Origin of the sequence: Streptomyces monashensis, assembly GCF_001866665.1 — a bacterium.
In the GTDB taxonomy this organism is placed as follows: Bacteria; Actinomycetota; Actinomycetes; order Streptomycetales; family Streptomycetaceae; genus Streptomyces; species Streptomyces monashensis.
This window is the reverse complement of record NZ_MLYO01000048.1, coordinates 70,804-88,698: the sequence shown is the minus strand read 5'-3', so window position 1 is coordinate 88,698 and position 17,895 is coordinate 70,804. Positions and strand designations below refer to the sequence as shown.

At 71.2% G+C, this 17,895-nt stretch carries 16 protein-coding genes and 1 pseudogene; 8 read left to right on the top strand and 9 right to left on the bottom strand.

The window, feature by feature from the left end:
- Nucleotides 1–304: 304 nt before the first annotated feature.
- Nucleotides 305–1,168: a Fic family protein gene (locus BIV23_RS27240; RefSeq protein ID WP_071383616.1), complete on the bottom strand. Its 864-nt coding sequence runs from the start codon at nt 1,166–1,168 to the stop codon at nt 305–307.
- 100 nt (nt 1,169–1,268) lie between these two features.
- Between BIV23_RS27240 and BIV23_RS27235 the strand changes: the two genes are divergently transcribed.
- On the top strand, nt 1,269–2,261 hold the full coding sequence (locus tag BIV23_RS27235) for an ATP-binding protein (RefSeq protein WP_177240046.1): 993 nt from the start codon (nt 1,269–1,271) through the stop codon (nt 2,259–2,261).
- A gap of 31 nt (nt 2,262–2,292) precedes the next feature.
- On the opposite strand, the gene BIV23_RS27230 is transcribed toward BIV23_RS27235, so the two are convergent.
- Nucleotides 2,293–3,558 (bottom strand): polysaccharide deacetylase family protein, encoded by a 1,266-nt coding sequence (locus BIV23_RS27230; protein ID WP_071383614.1) that lies wholly within the window; start codon nt 3,556–3,558, stop codon nt 2,293–2,295.
- Between the two features lie 458 nt (nt 3,559–4,016).
- On the opposite strand from BIV23_RS27230, the pseudogene BIV23_RS27225 reads away from it, so the two are divergent.
- From BIV23_RS27225 to BIV23_RS27205, 5 genes and pseudogenes are all read left to right on the top strand, one after another.
- Nucleotides 4,017–4,978: pseudogene (locus BIV23_RS27225) on the top strand (carbonic anhydrase); the annotation flags it as partial.
- Between the two features lie 117 nt (nt 4,979–5,095).
- Nucleotides 5,096–7,051 carry an acetate--CoA ligase gene (gene acs / locus BIV23_RS27220; RefSeq protein ID WP_071383612.1) on the top strand — a complete coding sequence of 652 codons (1,956 nt, stop codon included), beginning with the start codon at nt 5,096–5,098 and terminating at the stop codon, nt 7,049–7,051.
- 236 nt (nt 7,052–7,287) lie between these two features.
- Nucleotides 7,288–8,730, top strand: coding sequence for a Na+/H+ antiporter NhaA (gene nhaA / locus BIV23_RS27215; protein WP_071383611.1), 1,443 nt, complete (start codon nt 7,288–7,290; stop codon nt 8,728–8,730).
- Between the two features lie 123 nt (nt 8,731–8,853).
- Nucleotides 8,854–9,342 (top strand): phage holin family protein, encoded by a 489-nt coding sequence (locus BIV23_RS27210; protein WP_071383610.1) that lies wholly within the window; start codon nt 8,854–8,856, stop codon nt 9,340–9,342.
- Nucleotides 9,339–10,259, top strand: a complete 921-nt coding sequence (locus BIV23_RS27205) for an alpha/beta fold hydrolase (protein ID WP_071383609.1) — start codon at nt 9,339–9,341, stop codon at nt 10,257–10,259. Before BIV23_RS27210 ends, BIV23_RS27205 begins: the two co-directional genes overlap by 4 nt.
- A 411-nt stretch (nt 10,260–10,670) precedes the next feature.
- Here the strand turns inward: BIV23_RS27205 and BIV23_RS27200 are convergent, their stop codons facing one another.
- The 3 genes from BIV23_RS27200 to nth all read right to left on the bottom strand — a co-directional run bounded on the left by BIV23_RS27200 (nt 10,671) and on the right by nth (nt 13,525).
- Nucleotides 10,671–11,870, bottom strand: a complete 1,200-nt coding sequence (locus BIV23_RS27200; protein WP_071383608.1) for a MarP family serine protease — start codon at nt 11,868–11,870, stop codon at nt 10,671–10,673.
- 13 nt (nt 11,871–11,883) lie between these two features.
- Nucleotides 11,884–12,579, bottom strand: coding sequence for an NUDIX hydrolase (locus tag BIV23_RS27195; protein ID WP_071383607.1), 696 nt, complete (start codon nt 12,577–12,579; stop codon nt 11,884–11,886).
- 100 nt (nt 12,580–12,679) lie between these two features.
- Complete coding sequence (gene nth, locus BIV23_RS27190) at nt 12,680–13,525, bottom strand: endonuclease III (RefSeq protein WP_425443531.1); 846 nt, start codon at nt 13,523–13,525, stop codon at nt 12,680–12,682.
- A 336-nt stretch (nt 13,526–13,861) separates the two neighbouring features.
- Here nth and BIV23_RS27185 point away from each other — a divergent pair, with 336 nt between their 5' ends.
- Nucleotides 13,862–14,536: a Crp/Fnr family transcriptional regulator gene (locus BIV23_RS27185; RefSeq protein ID WP_014674022.1), complete on the top strand. Its 675-nt coding sequence runs from the start codon at nt 13,862–13,864 to the stop codon at nt 14,534–14,536.
- Between the two features lie 94 nt (nt 14,537–14,630).
- Nucleotides 14,631–15,503: a nucleotidyltransferase domain-containing protein gene (locus tag BIV23_RS27180; protein ID WP_177240045.1), complete on the top strand. Its 873-nt coding sequence runs from the start codon at nt 14,631–14,633 to the stop codon at nt 15,501–15,503.
- On the opposite strand, the gene BIV23_RS27175 is transcribed toward BIV23_RS27180, so the two are convergent.
- Genes BIV23_RS27175 through sp36 form a run of 4 tightly spaced genes read right to left on the bottom strand, consistent with a single transcriptional unit; the run spans nt 15,500 to nt 17,888 of the window.
- A complete protein-coding gene (locus BIV23_RS27175) occupies nt 15,500–16,330 on the bottom strand; it encodes an MBL fold metallo-hydrolase (protein WP_071383605.1) in 831 nt (276 codons plus the stop codon). The genes BIV23_RS27180 and BIV23_RS27175 overlap by 4 nt on opposite strands.
- Entirely contained in the window at nt 16,327–17,211 is an 885-nt protein-coding gene (locus BIV23_RS27170) for an NUDIX hydrolase (RefSeq protein ID WP_071383604.1), read from the bottom strand. Before BIV23_RS27170 ends, BIV23_RS27175 begins: the two co-directional genes overlap by 4 nt.
- 57 nt (nt 17,212–17,268) lie before the next feature.
- The gene (locus tag BIV23_RS27165; RefSeq protein ID WP_071383603.1) at nt 17,269–17,733 is read right to left on the bottom strand and encodes a RidA family protein; all 465 of its coding nucleotides are present in this window, start codon (nt 17,731–17,733) and stop codon (nt 17,269–17,271) included.
- Nucleotides 17,730–17,888, bottom strand: coding sequence for a Sp36 family protein (gene sp36, locus BIV23_RS48930; RefSeq protein ID WP_107471272.1), 159 nt, complete (start codon nt 17,886–17,888; stop codon nt 17,730–17,732). Before sp36 ends, BIV23_RS27165 begins: the two co-directional genes overlap by 4 nt.
- Nucleotides 17,889–17,895: the final 7 nt, after the last annotated feature.

Sequence of the window (17,895 nt, the reverse complement as noted above, 5' to 3'; positions counted from 1 at the left end):
CCGCTTCTTCCGGGCTCGCGGTAGAAAGAACCTAGGCCCGCGAGACCAAAGGACATCCGAGAGGATCACCTTTCACTACGCACTTGGCCCCACGGACCTCCGCATGAACATCGGGCACCCACGCGACGTCGACCCGTCGATTACGGGCCAGCCGCACCAGGTGGCGGGCAAAGTCCCCGACCTGATGGGCACATATCGAGGACGCTTGGTAACCGGGTGAGCATGCCAGCGGCGGTACGAGAATTCGTACCGCCGCAACCCTGTCCGGCCCCTCTTCCGCACTCCTCGCGCCCGGGACGCCGCCTCAGGCCGCGCCGCGCTGGAGCGCCTCGCACACCGCCGTCGACTCGCGCACACCGAGCTCGACCGCCCTGCCGCAGTGGGCGATCCACGCCGCCATACCCTCGGGGGTACCAGAGACGTAGCCGTCGAGGGCCGCCAGGTAGGAGGCGCGGCCCAGTTCGGCGTATCCGACCTCGGCCGGGCAGATCGCCTTCGGGTCCAGGCCGCTGCCGATCAGGACGATCCGCTCGGCCGCGCGCGCGACCAGACCGTTGTGCGACACGAAGGGGCGCAGCGCGAGCAGTTCGCCGTGCACCACGGCGGCCGTGACCAGCGCGGGCGCGGACGTCCCGGCGATGATCAGGTCCGCGAGCCCCTCCAGCCGGCCGGAGACCTCCCCGGCGTCCGGCAGCGGCAGCTCGATCAGCGGCTCGTCCACCGCCTCGCCCGCCAGGCGCGGCCGGCCCACCTCGTCGCCGCTGCTCGCCGCGGCCACCAGGTGCAGGCGGGCCAGCACCCGCAGCGGCGACTGCCGCCAGATGGACAGCAACTGCCCCGCCTCGGCCGACAGCCGCAGGGCCGCGCCCATCACGCGCGCCTCGGCATCGCCGCTGAAGTCGGTGCGCCGGCGCACCTCCTCCAGAGCCCAGTCGGCGCCGGAGAGCGCGGCGGAGCCGCGGGCGCCGCGCAGGGCCGCCTCGGCGGTGATCTCGGTGCTGCGGCGCCGCATGATCCGGTGGCCGTAGACCCGGTCCACGGCCTTGCGCACGGACTCCACGGACTCGGCCACGCCGGGCAGCGAGCCCAGGGCCGCAAGGGGGTCCCCGCTGTTCGAGCTCTTTCGAGAGCTCGGGGGAGGATCGGCGGTCGCGCCTGTCGTACTCATGAGTACGACACTACGCACCACAGCGCCCCACCCCTCGAAGGAGTGGTCTTCTTCACTCAGGCTGCCACATACAGCTATCACCTGACTACCGTTGGTGAACATGAAAATTGCTTTCGTCGGGAAGGGCGGCAGTGGCAAGACCACGCTCTCCTCCCTCTTCATCCGCCACCTCGCGGCCGCCGGTGCCCCGGTGGTCGCCATCGACGCGGACATCAACCAGCACCTCGGTCCCGCACTCGGACTCGACGAGGCGGAGGCGGCCGCGCTGCCCGCCATGGGCGAGCGCCTGCCGCTGATCAAGGACCATCTGCGCGGCGCCAACCCGCGCATCCCCTCCGCCGCCACGATGATCAAGACGACCCCGCCCGGCGAGGGCTCGCGCCTGGTCCGGGTGAGCGAGCCGAACCCGATCTACGACGCCTGCGCGCGCCCGGTGGAACTCGACGGCGGCGCCGTCCGTTTGATGGTCACGGGCCCCTTCACGGACGCCGACCTGGGGGTCGCCTGCTACCACTCCAAGACGGGAGCGGTGGAGCTGTTCCTGAACCACCTCGTCGACGGCCCCGACGAGTACGTCGTGGTCGACATGACAGCCGGTTCGGACTCCTTCGCCTCCGGCATGTTCACCCGCTTCGACATGACGTTCCTCGTCGCCGAGCCGACCCGGAAGGGGGTCTCCGTCTACCGCCAGTACAAGGAGTACGCCCGCGACTTCGGCGTCGCCCTGAAGGTCGTCGGCAACAAGATCCAGGAACAGGACGACATCGACTTCCTGCGCGCGGAGGTCGGGGACGACCTGCTCGTCACGGTCGGGCGCTCGGACTGGGTGCGCGCCATGGAGAAGGGACGACCGCCCCGGTTCGATCTCCTGGAGGAGGCCTGCTCCCGTGCCTTGCGCACCCTCAAGGACACCGTGGACGCCACGTACGAACTGCGGGACTGGGAGCGCTACACGCGCCAGATGGCGCACTTCCACCTGAAGAACGCCGAGGCGTGGGGCAACGAACGCACGGGAGCCGACCTGGCCGCGCAGGTCGACCCCGGTTTCGTGCTCGGCGAGAGCGCCGGTGCGGGCGTGACGGCTCCCGCCTGACAGCGCCCGGCCGGCAACTCCCGCCTGCCGCCTACTGCCTGTCCGCCGGCGCCCCGGGCACGCCCTTGGGCGCCGGAGCGGGACGGCCGACGAGGAAGGAGGCCCAGCCCTGGCGGGGCGCCTCGCCCACCGCCAGGGTGCGCAGCTTCTCCAGGGTCTTCGGGTCCTGTGCGTCCAGCCAGTCGACCAGCTGATGGAAGGAGACACAGCGTACGTCTGGCTTGTTGCACACCTCCTTCACCGTGTCCTCGACGGCGCGCATGTACGTGCCGCCGTTCCAGGACTCGAAGTGGTTGCCGATGATCAGCGGGGCCCGGTTTCCGTCGTAGGCCCGGTAGAAGCCCTTGACGAGGCCGTCGCGCATCTGGTCGCCCCAGTAGTCGAACTTGTCGGGGTCGCCTTGGGTCTGGGTGCCGGACTGGTTGACCATGAAGTTGTAGTCCATGGTCAACTGCTCGAAGGTGTGGCCGGGGAAGGGGACCAGTTGCATGGACAGGTCCCACAGGCCGTCCTTCTTCTTGGGCCAGACCTGGTTGTCGACCCCGCTGGAGTCGTAGCGGAAGCCCAGCTGGCGGGCCGCCTCCGTGAAGTTCTTCTGCCCCTCGAGGCAGGGGGTGCGGGCGCCGATCAGCTCCTTGTCGTAGTCGAAGGGCAGCGAAGCCGCGTTCTTCATGCCGGTGTTGGTCTTCCACGTCTTCACGAACTGTTTGGCCTGGGCGATCTCGCTCTTCCACTCGTCCACCGACCAGGTGCCGACGCCGCCGTCGGGCCCGCAGAAGTGGCCGTTGAAGTGGGTGCCGATCTCATTGCCCTCCAGCCAGGCCAGCCGCGCCTGCTTGACGGTGTCGGCGATCCCCGTCTGGTCGTTGAAGCCGATGTCGGAGCGGCCCGGGGAGTGCTGCGGGGGTTTGTAGAGGTCGCGCTTGGACTTCGGCAGCATGTACACGCCGCTGAGGAAGAAGGTCATGGTCGCGTGGTTCTCCTTGGCGACCGTGCGAAAGTGCGAGAACAGCTTCTGGCTGTCCTCGCCGGCGCCGTCCCAGGAGAAGACGACGAACTGGGGCGGCTTCTGACCCGGCCTCAGCCGCTCAGGCCTGGGCAGATGCGGCTGCGCACCGGTGTACGCGGTGGATCCGTCGCCGATCAGCCGGGCGATGCTCCGGGGTGGCGGCGCCGCCTTCTGCGGGCCGGGCGCCCCTTCCTTCGAACCGTGGGAGCCGGTCGCGCAACCGGCGAGTGACGAGGCAGAGGCCGCGGCGACCACGACGCCGACGGCGATCCTCTGGGTGGCGGTCATGGTTCCGCCCACCTTCTTCCTTCTCTCAGGTAAACGCTGACGAGGCCGTTCTCTGGCGATCTGCCGGGCTTGCACCGACAGCGCCGCCAACCTCGCACGGGACTGAGAGGGAATTAGTACGACAAGCCGATCAAATGATTAATTCGCCCATTTGAGGGATTCAATAGGGCATTCGCCCCGTAAAGCTATACCTGCTCTTTACGTTGCGTTACTATTTATTTACCAAAAGTGCTCCATCCCGCCCCAGACCGCGACCACGCCGCCCCGGAGGAGACGGGACCATGCCGACCTGCACGCCCCCTCACACCCAGCACCCGTACACATCGCACGGCCTGCTCGCGCTCGCCCTGCTACCGGCCTGGCCGGATGTCGCCTTCTCGGCCGTGCCCCTCGTGGTGGCCGCCGCCCTGGTGACGGCCGTCGGCATCCGGACGGTGTCCCGACTCGGCAGGGCCGCTCAGCGCAGACCTCAAGGCGTCGACACCACCGTGGAGTTGGGCCGAGGCGACGGAATCCGGACCGTCGGATCCGGCACCGGCTCGGCCCGGTCCGCGCTCTGCCGATGCCGGCCCTGGACGCCGTGGCGTGATCACCAGGACTGCGTCACGGGCACTCCGACCTCTCCGACGGGACAGGAGACGGCAGGAGAAGTGGCGGTGGGAAGGGAACTCGCGCATGGCATCAGTTCGTTCCAGCGTCACACGGCGCCGCTGGTGCGGGCGGAGCTGGCGCGGCTCGCCCGGGACGGCCAGCGGCCCGCACAGCTCTTCCTGACCTGTGCCGACTCCCGGCTCGTCACATCGATGATCACCGCCAGCGGTCCCGGCGACCTGTTCGTCGTCCGCAACGTCGGCAACCTGGTGCCGCCGCCGGGCGAGGAGCACGGCGACGACTCGGTGGCGGCGGCCATCGAGTACGCGGTGGACGTGCTCGGGGTGCGTTCCGTCACCGTGTGCGGTCACTCGGGATGCGGGGCGATGCAGGCACTGCTGTCCGGCAAGTGCGGGGGTGGGAGCGGCGATTCCGCGGCGGCGGGGGCCGGGACGGGAGCCGGCGCCGAGGCCCTGGCCACTCCCCTGCGCCGCCGGCTCCGGCACGGGCTGCCCAGTCTCGCGCGGATGGCCCGGGAGGACCGCTGGACCCGGCCCCGGCTGACCGGCCGGTCCACGGTGGATGCCGTGGACGCCTGGACGAGGTGGAGCAGCTGTGTCTGGTCAACGTGGTCCAGCAGTTGGAGCACCCGCGGGCGCACGGGCCGGTGGCGCGGGCGCTGGCCGGAGGCGGGCTGGAGTTGCACGGGATGTACTTCCACGTGGCCGAGGCACGGGCATATCTGCTGGCGGCAGCGGAAGATGACCGGGTGTTCGAGGGCGTCGGAGGGGACGTCCTCGCAGGAGAGGAGGCCCATGGTGCTGTGTGAGCCCATAGTTTGCCGATAGGTCTACACCAATTTTGGCGACGACCCTTGTCACCGGCCCCCCGTGTCTGATGAGCTGTGGGCTGGGACACAAAAGACACCCTTCGAAAGGGAAATGTCGTGAGCAACGAAAGCCTGGCCAACCTGCTCAAGGAAGAACGCAGGTTCGCGCCGCCCGCCGACCTGGCCGCGCACGCCAACGTCACCGCGGAGGCGTACGAACAGGCCAAGGCTGACAGGCTCGGCTTCTGGGCCGAGCAGGCCCGTCGGCTGACCTGGGCCAAGGAACCGACCGAGACGCTGGACTGGTCGAACCCTCCGTTCGCGAAGTGGTTCAAGGACGGCGAGCTGAACGTCGCCTACAATTGCGTGGACCGCCACGTCGAGGCCGGACTCGGCGACCGTGTCGCCATCCACTTCGAGGGTGAGCCCGGCGACAGCCGCTCGATCACCTACGCGGAGCTGAAGGACGAGGTCTCCAGGGCGGCCAACGCCCTGCTGGAGCTGGGCGTCCGCAAGGGCGACCGGGTCGCGATCTACATGCCGATGATCCCGGAGACCGCGATCGCGATGCTGGCCTCGGCCCGTATCGGCGCCGCGCACTCGGTCGTCTTCGGCGGCTTCTCGGCCGACGCGCTCGCGACGCGCATCCAGGACGCCGACGCCAAGGTCGTCATCACCTCCGACGGCGGCTACCGGCGCGGCAAGCCCTCCGCGCTCAAGCCCGCCGTGGACGAGGCGATCGGCAAGGTCGACAACGTCGAGCACGTGCTGGTGGTGCGCCGTACCGGCCAGGACGTGGCCTGGGACGACACGCGGGACGTCTGGTGGGACGACCTCGTCGGCCGGCAGTCCGCAGAGCACACCCCGGAGGCGTTCGAGGCCGAGCACCCGCTGTTCATCCTCTACACCTCGGGGACGACGGGTAAGCCGAAGGGCATCCTGCACACCTCCGGCGGCTACCTCACCCAGGTGGCGTACACCCACCACGCGGTCTTCGACCTCAAGCCCGAGACGGACGTGTTCTGGTGCACGGCCGACGTCGGCTGGGTCACCGGGCACTCGTACATCGTCTACGGCCCGCTGGCCAACGGCGCGACACAGGTCATGTACGAAGGCACCCCGGACACGCCGCACCAGGGCCGGTTCTGGGAGATCGTGCAGAAGTACGGCGTCACGATCCTCTACACCGCCCCGACGGCGATCCGGACGTTCATGAAGTGGGGCGACGACATCCCCGCGAAGTTCGACCTCAGCAGCCTGCGCATCCTCGGCTCGGTGGGCGAGCCCATCAACCCCGAGGCATGGGTCTGGTACCGGAAGAACATCGGCGCCGACAAGACCCCCGTCGTGGACACCTGGTGGCAGACCGAGACCGGCGCGATGATGATCTCGCCGCTGCCCGGTGTCACCGAGGCCAAGCCCGGCTCCGCGCAGACCCCGCTGCCCGGCATCAGCGCGACCGTCGTCGACGACGAGGCGCACGAGGTGCCCAACGGCGGCGGTGGCTACCTGGTGCTGACCGAGCCGTGGCCGTCGATGCTGCGCACCATCTGGGGCGACGACCAGCGGTTCATCGACACCTACTGGTCCCGATTCGAGGGCAAGTACTTCGCCGGCGACGGCGCGAAGAAGGACGACGACGGCGACATCTGGCTGCTGGGCCGGGTCGACGACGTCATGCTCGTGTCCGGCCACAACATCTCCACCACCGAGGTGGAGTCGGCCCTCGTCTCGCACCCCTCCGTCGCGGAGGCGGCCGTCGTCGGCGCCGCCGACGAGACCACCGGCCAGGCCATCGTCGCCTTCGTCATCCTGCGCGGCACGGCCTCGGAGGACGACACGCTCATCGGCGCGCTGCGCGACCACGTGGGCGCCACGCTCGGCCCGATCGCCAAGCCCAAGCGGATCCTTCCGGTGGCCGAGCTGCCGAAGACCCGCTCCGGCAAGATCATGCGCCGCCTGCTGCGTGACGTCGCCGAGAACCGCCAGCTCGGAGACGTCACGACGCTGACGGACTCGTCGGTGATGGACCTCATCCAGACCAAGCTGCCGGCAGCGCCCAGCGAGGACTGACCCGCACGGTCCGAGGACCGATCCGCGCCGTCCCGCGAAGGGGCACCCGGCCGACCCGCCGGGTGCCCCTTCGGCGTTCAGCGTGAGGTTCACCGGTACCGGACCGCGTCCCTCGCCTCTTGGACAAACAGACAATCTTAGGTAAGCTAAGTAAAGCGCCAAGAGCGCGACACAGGTGTGCCGGGAAGTCTGGTCGGCGAAGTGAGCCGTCCTGCCTACCCACCGGAGGTCCCGCCGTGACCGCGCCCCGCGCCCGCACCCACCCCCGCAAGGTCCTCGGACGCCTGTCCCTGCCCGAGCGGTCCTTCGTCGCGGACGCGCTGCGCACCGAGACCGTCGGCGGCATCCTGCTGCTGACCGCCGCCGTCGCGGCCCTGGTCTGGGCGAACATCCCCGCCCTGCGCCCCGGCTACGAAGCCGTCAGCGACTTCCACCTGGGCCCCGGCACGCTCGGCCTGAACCTCTCCGTGGCCCACTGGGCCGCCGACGGCCTGCTCGCGGTGTTCTTCTTCGTCGCCGGCATCGAGCTGAAGCGCGAACTGGTCGCCGGGGACCTACGCGACCCGAGGGCGGCCGCGCTGCCCGTGGTCGCCGCGCTGTGCGGCATGGCCGTACCGGCGCTCGTCTACACCCTCACCAACCTCACCGGACACGGCTCGACCCAGGGCTGGGCGGTGCCCACCGCCACCGACATCGCCTTCGCGCTCGCCGTCCTCGCGGTCATCGGCACCTCCCTGCCCAGCGCCCTGCGCGCCTTCCTGCTCACCCTCGCGGTCGTCGACGACCTCTTCGCGATCATGATCATCGCGATCTTCTTCACGGACCGGCTGAACTTCGCCGCCCTCGGCGGTGCCGTCGCCGGACTGGTGGTCTTCTGGCTGCTGCTGCGCAAGGGCGTGCGCGGCTGGTACGTGTACGTGCCGCTCGCGCTGGTGATCTGGGGGCTGATGTACAACAGCGGCGTGCACGCCACCATCGCCGGTGTGGCGATGGGACTGATGCTGCGCTGCACCACCCGCGAAGGCGAGGAGTACTCGCCCGGCGAGCACATCGAACACCTGGTGCGGCCCCTGTCGGCAGGGCTCGCCGTACCGGTGTTCGCGCTGTTCAGCGCCGGAGTGATGGTCTCCGGCGGGGCGCTGCGGGACGTGTTCACCAGGCCGGAGACGCTCGGCGTGGTGCTCGGGCTCGTCATCGGCAAGACGCTCGGCATCTTCGGCGGCACCTGGCTGACCGCCCGCTTCACCCGCGCCTCGCTCAGCGACGACCTCGCCTGGGCCGACGTCTTCGCGGTGGCCTCGCTCGCCGGAATAGGCTTCACCGTCTCGCTGCTCATCGGCGAACTCGCCTTCACCGGTGACGCCGTCCTCACCGACGAGGTGAAGGCCGCCGTCCTCACCGGATCGCTGATCGCGGCGGTGTGTGCGACGGTGCTGCTGAAGATACGGAACGCCAAGTACCGCAGGCTGTGCGCGGAGGAGGAGCGCGACGACGACCTGGACGGCATCCCGGACGTGTACGAGCAGGACGATCCTGCGTACCACCTGCGCATGGCCGAGATCCACGAGCGCAAGGCCGCCGAACACCGGCGCATCGCCGCCGAGCGGGCCGCCGCGGCCCGCCGTGGGCTTGCGGAAGTGGCGGGCGGGGCAGGCGAGGAGGACGACCGTCCGGCATGATCTGACGAGACGGTACAAAACAAGACGGCCACACAGCAGGACGGCCGGGCCGGACGGCCGCACGAGCGGGGCGGCGGACCGGCCCGACGCCTGCGGCACGTCAGACCTTTGAGGGAGAACGCGATGAGCGCACCCGACGGCAGCCCGGTCGGCGCCGAACGCAGCGTCGGCCAGTTGTTCGCCTCGGCGACGGCCGAGATGTCGGCGCTGGTGCACGACGAGATCGCGCTGGCCAAGGCCCAGCTGAAGCAGGACGTGAAGCGCGGCGCGGTCAGCGGCGGTGCCTTCTCGATGGCGGGCATGGTGCTGCTGTTCTCCCTGCCGATGCTCAACTTCGCCCTGGCCTACGGCATCCGGACCTGGAGCCATTGGAACCTGGCGATCTGCTTCGTGCTGTCCTTCGCGGCCAACGTGCTCGTCGCCGTCCTGCTCGGGCTCATCGGCCTGGTGTTCGCGAAGAAGGCCAAGAGGAGCCGGGGCCCGCAGAAGGTGGCCGCCTCGGTCAAGGAGACGGCGAGCGTCCTGCAGAACGCCAAGCCGCACCCGCGCGCCGAGCTGCCCGAGGACCGTACCCCCGCCGCCATCGAAGCTGTGGCACGCTCGTCGTCATGACCGACCCCGCCCCTTCCGCCGTACGGATCGACGGTCCCTGGAGTCACCGGGACGTCGCCGCCAACGGCGCGCGCTTCCACATCGCCGAACTCGGCGACGGCCCGCTGGTGCTGCTGCTGCACGGCTTCCCGCAGTTCTGGTGGACGTGGCGGCACCAGCTGGTGGCACTCGCGGACGCCGGCTACCGCGCGGTGGCGATGGACCTGCGGGGCATCGGCGGCAGCGACCGCACGCCCCGCGGGTACGATCCCGCCAACCTGGCGCTGGACGTCACCGGCGTGATCCGCTCGCTCGGCGAGCCGGACGCGGCGCTGGTCGGCCACGACCTGGGCGGCTATCTGGCGTGGACGGCGGCGGCGATGCGGCCCAAGCTCGTGCGCCGGCTGGCCGTGGTGTCGATGCCGCATCCGCGGCGCTGGCGCGCGGCGATGCTGCGCGACGTCCGGCAGACGGCCGCCGGCTCCTACATCTGGGGTTTCCAGCGGCCGTGGATCCCGGAGCGTCAACTCACCGCGAACGACGGCGAACTGGTGGGGCAGCTGATCCGGGAGTGGTCCGGTCCGCGCCCGCCGGAGGACGAGGCGGTGGAGACGTACCGGCGGGCGATGTGCATCCCGTCGACCGCGCACTGCTCGATCGAGCCGTACCGCTGGCTGGTCCGCTCGCTGGCCCGCCCGGACGGCATCCAGTTCAACCGCCGGATGAAACGACCCGTTCGGGTGCCCACCCTGCATCTGCACGGCTCACTCGACCCGGTGACCCGCACCCGCAGCTCGGCCGGCTCCGGCGAATACGTCGAAGCCCCGTACCGCTGGCGGCTGTTCGACGGTCTCGGCCACTTCCCCCACGAGGAGGACCCGGCGGCCTTCTCCACGGAACTCGTCAACTGGCTGAAGGATCCAGAGCCCGACCGGTGAAGACCGCGGCCCGCCCGGTGACGGTATACCGGTGACGGTCCGCCATTGACCGTAGGGTGACAGGTCCGATGCGCGCAGTATCCGGTTCCTGAACACTTGTCCCTCGAACGGCCACATGCCTGCCGCATAGGCCAATTGGGGGGCGCGGAGGCGGTTATCGACCTTCTGGCGGGGCACACGTCGGGGTATGGGCTGGACGCACGACAGTGACGCACCCCGCAACCGCCGCTCGGCCGCCGGTCCGAGCACGCCTCAGCGAGGCACTCCGCAACTCGCGGAAGCGGACCTGCGCGTAGGGATCCCGCGCATCCTGCGCCGCCGGGCCCGCTGGGTCTCGGTACGCCTTCGCCACCCGCGCGGCTGACCCGTCGGGCACCTCTCACCGAGGCGCGCCGGGACTCACGCCGAGACTCACAGGGCGCAGCTGTCCGTTCCCACCTCTTCGGTCGCCGTTCGACCGCGGTCGGCGTCGGGGCGGATCTCGTCCGCCGTGAGGGCGTAGCCGGTCTCGGCGTCGTCGAGGGACTTGGCGAACACCACGCCGTACACCCGGCCGTCGGGGGTGAGCAGCGGGCCGCCCGAGTTGCCCTGGCGCACGGTCGTGTACAGCGAGTAGACGTCACGGCTGACCGTGCCCCGGTGGTAGATGTCCGGGCCGTTGGCCGTGATGCGCCCGCGCACGCGCGCGGCGCGCACGTCGTACGAGCCGTTCTCGGGGAAGCCCGCGACGATCGCGCCCTCCCCGCCCGACGCCTCCTGGCCGGAGAACCGCAGTGCGCTCGCCCTCAGGTCCGGTACGTCGAGTACCGCGATGTCGCGCTTCCAGTCGTACAGGACGACCTTGGCGTCGTACTTGCGGCCCTCGCCGCCGATCTGCACCGTCGGTGCGTCGACCCCGCCGACCACGTGCGCGTTGGTCATGACACGGCGGTCGGCGAAGACGAAGCCGGTGCCCTCCAGGACCTTGCCGCAGCTCTGCGCGGTGCCGGTGACCTTGACGATGGAGCGCTGGGCGCGGGTGGCGACCGGGCTGCCGGCGAGGGCCGGGTCGGGCGGCCGGACGTCGTTGATCGGCTCGTTGGCGAACGGGCTGAAGACCTGCGGGAAGCCGTTCTGGGCGAGGACGGAGGAGAAGTCCGCGAACCAGGTGTTCGCCTGCGCGGGCAGCGCCCGGGAGACGCCGAGCAGCACCTTGGAGCTACGGAACTCCTTGCCGAGCGTCGGCAGCGTCGTACCCGCGAGGGCGGAGCCGATCAGCCAGGCGACCAGCAGCCACGCGACGACGTTGACCAGGGCACCGCCGGTGGCGTCCAGGGCGCGAGCCGGGGACCAGGTGATGTGCCGGCGCAGTTTGTTGCCGAGGTGGGTGGTCAGGGCCTGGCCGACGGAGGCGCAGACGATGACGACGACCACGGCGACCACGGCCGCGGTGGTGCCGACGTTCGCCTTGTCGGTCACGGCGTCCCAGATGACGGGCAGCGTGTACACGGCGACGACACCGCCGCCGAGGAACCCGATCACGGACAGGATGCCGACGACGAAGCCCTGGCGGTAACCGACGACGGCGAACCACACGGCCCCGACCAGCAACAGGATGTCCAGCGCATTCACGGGGGACACCCTGTCATGACCGCCAGTCGAGCGGGACCCGCTTCTCTCTGTCCCAGGCGCGCTCCCAGCCCGCGTAGTGCAGCAGGCGGTCGATCACGCCGGCCGTGAAACCCCACACCAGGGCCGATTCGACCAGGAATGCCGGGCCCCGGTGTCCGCTGGGGTGGATGGCGGTGGCGCGGTTGGCGGGGTCCGTGAGATCCGCCACGGGGACCGTGAAGACCCGTGCCGTCTCGTTCGGGTCGACGACGCCGACCGGGCTGGGCGCGCGCCACCAGCCGAGCACGGGCGTGACGACGAAGCCGCTGACCGGGATGTAGAGCGCGGGCAGCACGCCGAAGAGCTGGACGCCGGACGGGTCCAGGCCGGTCTCCTCCTCGGCCTCGCGCAGCGCGGCTCTGAGCGGCCCGTCGGCGCGCGGATCACCGTCCTCGGGGTCGAGCGCGCCGCCCGGGAAGGACGGCTGCCCGGCGTGCGAGCGCAGTGAGCCGGAGCGCTCCATCAGCAGCAGCTCCGGCCCTCGCTCTCCCTCGCCGAACAGGATCAGCACGGCCGACTGCCGCCCCGAGCCGTTCTCCGGCGGCAGGAAGCGGCTCAGCTGGAGCGGCTCGACCGTCTCGGCCGCCTTCACCACCGGCGCCAGCCAGTCCGGCAGCCCGTCCTTGCTGAGCGTCACCGCACCGCCCCGCGCCTCACCGGCCGTCGTCATCGCCCCAGCCCCCTCGCCTCTGCCCGTACAACGCCCGAGGGCACCGAGATCGTTCCGCCACGCGGCGGGTTCGCCCCCGCTCCGCGGCGGGATCGCTCCGTCACGCGGCCCCCAGCGGCGGGGCCGGCCGGCCGCCCGCGTCGAGGTACGCCTGCGGAGGGTTGAGGCGCTGGCCGGGGAAGCCGCCCTTCTCGTACTTCAGCAGCTTCTTCGCCTTCTCCGGATCGGTCTCGCCCTCGCCGTAGGCCGGGCACAGCGGGGCGATCGGGCAGGCGCCGCAGGCGGGCTTGCGGGCGTGGCAGATGCGGCGGCCGTGCCAGATGACATGGTGGGACAGGTCCGTCCAGTCGCTCTTCGGGAAGAGCGCGCCGACCGCGGCCTCGATCTTGTCCGGGTCGGTCTCCTCGGTCCACCGCCAGCGCCGTACGAGCCGCTGGAAGTGGGTGTCCACGGTGATCCCGGGCCGCCCGAAGGCGTTGCCGAGCACGACGAACGCGGTCTTGCGGCCGACTCCGGGCAGCTTGACGAGGTCTTCGAGCCGTCCGGGCACCTCGCCGCCGAAGTCCTCGGCGAGGGCCTTGGAAAGGCCTATGACCGACCGGGTCTTGGCCCGGAAGAAGCCGCAGGGGCGCAGGATCTCCTCGACCTCCTCCGGGTTCGCGGCGGCGAGGTCCTCGGGGGTCGGGTACGCGGCGAAGAGCGCCGGGGTCGTCTGGTTGACGCGCAGGTCGGTGGTCTGGGCGGACAGCACCGTGGCGACGAGCAGCTGGAAGGGGTTCTCGAAGTCCAGCTCTGGGTGGGCGTACGGGTACACCTCGGCCAGCTCGCGGTTGATGCGGCGGGCGCGGCGGACCAGGGCCGTGCGGGACTCGGCCGCCGGAGCCTTCGCGGCGGCCTTCTTCACCGGCTTCACCGACTTCACCGGTTTCTCGGCAGCCTCCGCCACGGCGACCGGTTTGACCGTTTTTCCGGTTTTCTTACGACCGCCGGAGCTCTGTTCGCCCACAGCGGAATCACGACGTACAACCACCCGCTATGCCCCCTTGGCCTGTGCTCTCACCGGTGATTTGGACACCCGGCCAGCCTAGAGCCCGCCACCGACATCCGCCCCGGACCCGGAAGATCGGCCCCCGATTGGACCCCTGACGCTTACCCCGGCACACCTGTGCGGCATCCTTGTGACAGATCACACTGTTTGGACCGTCCGGCAAAATGGGGAGCACGGTCCCCTGGTACACGGGGGAGCAAGATCCCCTGAGCAGGTCGACAAGGGAGAGAACTCGTGGACGACGTTCTGCGGCGCAACCCGCTCTTCGCGGCGCTCGACGACGAGCAGGCCGCGGAGCTCCGCGCCTCCATGAGTGAGGTGACCCTCGCGCGTGGTGACTCACTGTTCCACGAGGGCGACCCGGGTGACCGGCTGTACGTCGTCACCGAGGGCAAGGTCAAGCTGCACCGCACCTCCCCCGACGGCCGCGAGAACATGCTCGCCGTCGTCGGCCCCGGTGAGCTGATCGGCGAGCTGTCGCTGTTCGACCCGGGCCCCCGTACGGCCACGGCGACCGCGCTGACCGAGGTCAAGCTGCTCGGCCTCGGCCACGGCGACCTCCAGCCCTGGCTGAACGCCCGCCCCGAGGTGGCCGGCGCCCTGCTGCGCGCCGTCGCCCGCCGGCTGCGCAAGACCAACGACGCCATGTCGGACCTGGTCTTCTCCGACGTCCCCGGCCGCGTGGCCCGCGCCCTGCTGGACCTCTCGCGCCGCTTCGGCGTGCAGTCCGAGGAAGGCATCCACGTCGTCCACGACCTCACGCAGGAGGAGCTGGCCCAGCTGGTCGGCGCCTCGCGCGAGACCGTGAACAAGGCCCTTGCGGACTTCGCCCAGCGCGGCTGGCTCCGCCTGGAGGCACGCGCCGTGATCCTGCTGGACGTGGAACGGCTCGCCAAGCGCTCCCGCTAGGTCCCGTGGGTTTCGGGCGCCGGACAGGCGGTGTTCACCGTCCGGTTCCCGAAAATCAGCTGCTCCGGACAGGGACGCGCGCGACAGTGGCCGCATGGCTGAAACGATGCGCCGTCCCCGTCTCGACGCCCTGCGTCCCGGCCTCGACGACCTGGGCTTCATCGCGCGCGAAGGCTCCCTCGCGCGCGTGCCCGGCGCCTTCCGGCCGGTCGTGGCCGACGCGCGCGACCGGGTGCTGGACCTCTTCGGCACACGCCTGCACAGCGCGTACCTCTACGGGTCGGTCCCGCGCGGCACCGCGCGCGTGGGACGCAGCGACCTGGACCTGTTCGTCGCCCTGCGGGAGGAGCCCGGCGAGGCCGACCGGGCGGCCGTACGGGCGCTCGGCGAGGCCGTCGACAAGGAGTTCCCGCAGATCGACGGCGTCGGCACGCTGCTGTACGGCCGGGACCGGCTGCTGAGCGAGCCGGAGCGGTACGACCTGGGCTGGTTCGTGGCCTGCCTGTGCACCCCGCTGCTCGGCGACGACCTCGCCGAGTACCTGCCGCGCTACCGGCCCGACTCCCTGCTCGCCCGCGAGACCAACGGCGACCTGGCCCGGTGGCTGCCCCGCTGGCGGGAGCGGATCGCGGGCGCCGAGGACAGCGAGGCGGCCCGGCGCCCCCTGGTGCGCTTCATGTCCCGCCACCTCGTGCGCACCGCCTTCACCCTCGTCATGCCCCGCTGGAACGGCTGGACCAGCGACCTGCGCGAGATGGCCGACGCGTTCGGGGGCTACTACCCGCAGCGCGCCGCACAACTGCGCACGGCGGCGGGGTACGGCTACGAACCCGTCGGCGACCCCGCGGTGCTGCGCACGTACACGGACGACCTCGGCCCCTGGCTCGCCGCCGAGTACACGCGCGTGCACGGCGTCAAGACACCTCGCCCCGACTGGCCGGGGCCGGGGGCCGGGAGCCGGGGCTAGATCAGGCCGTGTTCGGTCAGGTAGTCCAGCTGGGCCCGTACCGACAGTTCCGCAGCCGGCCACAGGGAGCGGTCCACGTCGGCGTAGACGTGGGCGACGACCTCGGCGGGGGTGCGGTGGCCGTCCTCGACCGCCGTCTCCACCTGGGCGAGCCGGTGGGCGCGGTGGGCGAGGTAGAACTCGACGGCGCCCTGGGCGTCCTCCAAGACCGGCCCGTGGCCCGGCAGGACCGTGTGGACGCCGTCGTCCACCGTCAGGGAGCGCAGCCGCCGCAGGGAGTCCAGATAGTCGCCCAGGCGGCCGTCGGGGTGCGCCACGACGGTCGTACCGCGCCCCAGGATGGTGTCGCCGGTCAGCACCGCCCGGTCGGCCGGGAGATGGAAGCTCAGCGAGTCCGCGGTGTGCCCGGGGGTCGGGACGACCCGCAGCTCCAGGCCGCCGACGGTGATCACGTCCCCGGCGCCCAGGCCCTCGTCGCCGAGGCGCAGCGCCGGGTCGAGGGCACGCACGCGCGTGCCGGTCAGTTCCGCGAACCGGGCGGCGCCCTCGGCGTGGTCCGGGTGGCCGTGCGTGAGCAGGGTCAGGGCTATGCGCCGGCCGGCCTGCTCGGCGGTGTCGACCACCGCACGCAGATGGCCGTCGTCCAGCGGGCCCGGGTCGATCACCACGGCCAGGTCGGAGCCGGGCTCGGCGACGATCCAGGTGTTGGTGCCGTCCAGGGTCATCGCCGAGGCGTTGGGCGCGAGGACGTTGACGGCCCGTTCGGTGGCGGGGCCGGAGAGCACCGCGCCCCGGGGCTGGCCCGGCAGCGTGCCGGCGTCGGTCATGCGGGGCCTCCTCCGGTCGGACCGGGGGTCGTCGGGACGTGCTTGGTGAACTCCTCGTGCCCCGGCCAGGACAGGACGATCTCGCCGTCCAGCAGACGCGCGGTGGCCATCACCGGCATCATGTCGCGCGCGGGGGCGGCGTCCAGCGCCTCGGCGGCGGTGCCGTACGCAAGCAGCTGCCGCAGGGTGGCGATGGTGGGCGGCATCATCAGCAGCTCGCCCTTGTCGTAGCCGGCGGCGGCCTCCTCGGGCCGGATCCACACCGTGCGGTCGGCCTCCGTGGAGGCGTTCCGGGTGCGCTGCCCCTGCGGGAGGACGGCCACGAAGAACCAGGTGTCGTAGCGGCGGGACTCGAACTCCGGGGTGATCCAGCGGGTCCAGGCGCCCAGCAGGTCCGAGCGCAGCACCAGGGAGCGCCGGTCGAGGAACTCGGCGAAGGACATCTCGCGCGCGACCAGCGCGGCCCGGTCCGCCTCCCAGTCCTCCCCGGTGGTGTCGCCGACGACCGAGTCCGCGCCGGGCCCCGCGAGCAGGACGCCCGCCTCCTCGTAGGTCTCGCGCACGGCCGCGCAGACGATCGCCTGGGCGCCCGCCTCGTCGACGCCGAGCCGCTGCGCCCACCACGCGCGCGTGGGACCGGCCCAGCGCACCTGACGGTCGTCGTCGCGCGGGTCGACACCGCCCCCGGGGTACGCGTACGCGCCTCCGGCGAAGGCCATGGAGGCGCGTCTGCGCAGCATGTGGACGACCGGACCGGCCCCGGTGTCTCTCAGGAGCAGCACCGTGGCCGCGCGCCGGGGGGACACCGGGGTGAGGGTGCCGTCCGCGAGCGCGCGGATGCGGTCCGGCCACTCCGGGGGGTACCACTGACCGTTCGCCATGGCCGGAGGCTATCCCGTGCAGTGCGAATGTTCGAGAGGTACCCGAGGTCAGCGGGCCTACGGAACCAGCTCGACCTGGATCTCGACCTCGACCGGCGCGTCCAGCGGCAGCACCGCGACGCCGACCGCGCTGCGCGCGTGCACGCCCTTCTCGCCGAGCACCTCGCCGAGCAGTTCGCTGGCGCCGTTGACGACACCGGGCTGCCCGGTGAAGTCGGACGCGGAGGCGACGAACCCGACGACCTTCACCACGCGCGCGATGCGGTCGAGGTCACCGGCGACGGACTTCACGGCGGCCAGCGCGTTCAGCGCGCACACGCGGGCGAGGTCCTTGGCCTCCTCCGCCGTCACCTCGGCGCCCACCTTGCCGGTGACCGGCAGCTTGCCCTCGACCAGCGGCAGCTGGCCCGCGGTGTACACGTACACACCGGTCTGCACGGCCGGCTGGTACGCGGCCAGCGGCGGTACGACGTCCGGCAGGGTCAGGCCCAGTGCGGCCAGCTTGGCCTCGACCGCGCTCATGCCTGCTTCTCCCGCTTCAGGTAGGCCACGAGCTGCTCGGGGTTGGGCCCGGGCACGACCTGGACGAGTTCCCAGCCGTCCTGGCCCCAGGTGTCCAGAATCTGCTTCGTGGCATGGACGAGCAGCGGCACGGTTGCGTATTCCCACTTGGTCATGGGCCGA

What these genes read in the sequence shown, in the direction of transcription:
- BIV23_RS27195 (WP_071383607.1), bottom strand. Translation starts at nt 12,579, where the DNA reads ATGACGACGGCCGGTGAGGCGCGGGGCGGTGCGGTGACGCTCAGCAAG.
- BIV23_RS27175 (WP_071383605.1), bottom strand. Translation starts at nt 16,330, where the DNA reads ATGACCGACGCCGGCACGCTGCCGGGCCAGCCCCGGGGCGCGGTGCTC.
- BIV23_RS27205 (WP_071383609.1), top strand. Translation starts at nt 9,339, where the DNA reads ATGACCGACCCCGCCCCTTCCGCCGTACGGATCGACGGTCCCTGGAGT.
- BIV23_RS27230 (WP_071383614.1), bottom strand. Translation starts at nt 3,558, where the DNA reads ATGACCGCCACCCAGAGGATCGCCGTCGGCGTCGTGGTCGCCGCGGCC.
- BIV23_RS27165 (WP_071383603.1), bottom strand. Translation starts at nt 17,733, where the DNA reads ATGAGCGCGGTCGAGGCCAAGCTGGCCGCACTGGGCCTGACCCTGCCG.
- BIV23_RS27235 (WP_177240046.1), top strand. Translation starts at nt 1,269, where the DNA reads ATGAAAATTGCTTTCGTCGGGAAGGGCGGCAGTGGCAAGACCACGCTC.
- BIV23_RS27170 (WP_071383604.1), bottom strand. Translation starts at nt 17,211, where the DNA reads ATGGCGAACGGTCAGTGGTACCCCCCGGAGTGGCCGGACCGCATCCGC.
- sp36 (WP_107471272.1), bottom strand. Translation starts at nt 17,888, where the DNA reads ATGACCAAGTGGGAATACGCAACCGTGCCGCTGCTCGTCCATGCCACG.
- BIV23_RS27240 (WP_071383616.1), bottom strand. Translation starts at nt 1,168, where the DNA reads ATGAGTACGACAGGCGCGACCGCCGATCCTCCCCCGAGCTCTCGAAAG.
- BIV23_RS27210 (WP_071383610.1), top strand. Translation starts at nt 8,854, where the DNA reads ATGAGCGCACCCGACGGCAGCCCGGTCGGCGCCGAACGCAGCGTCGGC.
- BIV23_RS27180 (WP_177240045.1), top strand. Translation starts at nt 14,631, where the DNA reads ATGGCTGAAACGATGCGCCGTCCCCGTCTCGACGCCCTGCGTCCCGGC.